This window comes from Marinobacter sp. bablab_jr003 (genome assembly GCF_016464245.1).
Classification (GTDB): Bacteria; Pseudomonadota; Gammaproteobacteria; order Pseudomonadales; family Oleiphilaceae; genus Marinobacter; species Marinobacter vinifirmus.
The window spans coordinates 1-291 of sequence record NZ_JADARC010000128.1; the positions used below are offsets into that span (position 1 = coordinate 1).

Annotated in this window: 1 pseudogene; it reads left to right on the forward strand. The window is 57.0% G+C overall.

Features of this window, described 5'->3' with window-relative positions:
- Positions 1 to 193: pseudogene (locus tag H3Z84_RS15660) on the forward strand (integrase core domain-containing protein); the annotation flags it as partial.
- Between the last annotated feature and the right edge of the window lie 98 nt (positions 194 to 291).

Genomic DNA, 291 nt, shown 5'->3' on the forward strand with positions numbered 1-291 from the left:
GGACGGCAAGGGCTGCTATCATGACAACATCTTCGTGGAACGGCTCTGGCGCAGCGTCAAGCACGAGTGCGTCTACCTCACAGCCTTCGAGGATGGACGCCACTTGAAGCAGGCGCTCCACCGGTACTTCCGGCATTACAATCAGGCCCGGTACCACCAAACCCTTGATTACCAAACACCGGATGAGGTGTACTACCAACAACCCATGACCCTGGCAGCTTGAGCCGGGAATACAGCCGGATCAGAGCTTAACTGCACCTTCAGGCTGTCCAACTGATGGGGTCCACCTCA